Raw genomic sequence first — 1,884 nt, forward strand, 5'->3', positions numbered from 1 at the left:
TCCTGTTCTTCGACTGCAAGGGCGACAGCTCCAGCGTTGCCGCCGGTCTCCTGAAGCAGGGGATCATCGTCAAGGCGTGGCGCGAAGCCGGCTACGAGCACTATCTGCGCGCCACCATCGGCTTGCCGGCCGACAACGACCGGCTGATCACGGCGCTTCAGGGATTGGCTGGGCGATGAGCGGCCACGCGTCTCCCAGGCAAACGAACTGGATCGAGCAAGCGGTGCCGTTGTCGGTTGTCGACGCGATCCGCCATGTCGTTGGCGCCTCGAATGTGCGGATCGGTGATGATGCCGGGGCGATCGACCTTGGTTCGAACGGGACGGATTGCGCCGCCGGCATCGTCGTTGCGCCTTCATCGACCGGCGAGGTCGCCGCGGTGGTGCGCATCTGCAGTCAAAATGAGATTCCGATCGTGCCGCAGGGCGGGCGGACCGGCCTGGTCGGCGGAAGTGTCTCGCGGCCGGGCGAGATCGTTCTTTCCCTGGCACGCATGAACCGGATCGAGCGGCTCGATCCCGTCGAGCGCGTGGCGATCGTCGGTGCCGGTGTTACGCTCGAAGCTTTGCAGTCTGCCGCATTTGAGCACCGCCTGGAGCCCGGTATCGATCTTGCCGCGCGCGGTTCGGCGACGATCGGCGGCATGGTTTCCACGAATGCGGGTGGCGTGATGGCCTTTCGCAACGGGGTCATGCGCCACCGCGTCCTTGGCCTGGAGGCCGTGCTGGCCGATGGATCGGTCTATTCCGATCTGACGCGGGTGGTGAAGAATTCCGCCGGCTACGATCTGAAGCATCTCTTCATCGGTGCGGAGGGCACGCTTGGCATCGTGACCCGCGTGGTCGTCAAGCTCGACCCTTCGCCCCGAGCCACCGCCACCGCGCTTTTCGGGCTGCCGTCTGTCGAAGCGGCGCTGCAAGTCATTCGTCTGGCGCTTGAATCGGATGCGGGACATTTGCGCGCGGCGGAGGCGATGTGGACCTCGTATTTCAGCCTGGCCGCAGCCGCGCATGAATGGTCCGAACCGAGCGTGCCGCTCGACCAGCCGCTGTTCCTGCTGCTGTCGCTTGGCGGCGCGCGCGAAGAGGCGCTGCGCGAAGATTTCGAGCGGATCTATTCGGAAGTGATGGAGCGCTATCCTGAAGCCACCGGCATCATTGCCGGCTCGCGGCGGCAAGAGGAAGACCTGTGGCGGTTGCGCGAGGACACCGGCGTGCTCTATCGCGCCCATCCCCAAGCGCCTTCCTTCGACGTGTCGGTGCCTCTGTCGGAAATTCCGGCCTATCTCGACAGAATCCTGCCCCGGCTCGCAGCGATCGAACCGGGTCTGGCGCCCTATGTCTTCGGTCACCTGGCCGATGGAAACCTGCATATCATCCTCAACCGTCAGGGTCCGCTGGCGCCTGACGTAGCGGAGGCTGCCGAGAGCGTCCTGTACCAACAACTGCGGGAGATTGGCGGTTCTTTTTCCGCCGAGCACGGTGTTGGGTCCAAGCGCATCCATTCGCTGCTGGCGACGGTTGACCCGACGAAGCTCGCCGCGATGGAGCGGGTGAAACGAGCGCTGGACGATCAGTCGATCATGAACCCCGACAAGGTGCTTCCCTCCGACGCCTGGTTTGTCCGGTCCTCCAGGCCGCTCCTTTCCGGCAATGAGCGCCGATTGCCACCTCAGAACACGAGCCATCACAACGATGAATAGCCCCACGGTGGAACGACAGGGAATGAACGGATTGACCGCAACCGCCAGCGATCCGGTGGGATCGACCATGCGCCATGATGAGCCAGCCCCCGCCTATGCCCGTGATTTCGCCGTCCTTCGCAGGAGATTTCGCGAAGCCGCCGAGCGGGCCGGCGCGGAACTGTCTGAATATGTTCATCCGC

The 1,884-nt window shown here is 64.3% G+C and carries 1 protein-coding gene; it reads left to right on the forward strand.

Features of this window, described 5'->3' with window-relative positions; all coding sequences use genetic code 11:
* Positions 1-175: 175 nt before the first annotated feature.
* Complete coding sequence (locus EOA22_RS31985; RefSeq protein WP_063168717.1) at positions 176-1,702, forward strand: FAD-binding oxidoreductase; 1,527 nt, start codon at positions 176-178, stop codon at positions 1,700-1,702.
* Positions 1,703-1,884: the final 182 nt, after the last annotated feature.

Source organism: Mesorhizobium sp. M7A.F.Ca.US.014.04.1.1 (assembly GCF_003998745.1).
Classification (GTDB): domain Bacteria; phylum Pseudomonadota; class Alphaproteobacteria; order Rhizobiales; family Rhizobiaceae; genus Mesorhizobium; species Mesorhizobium ciceri.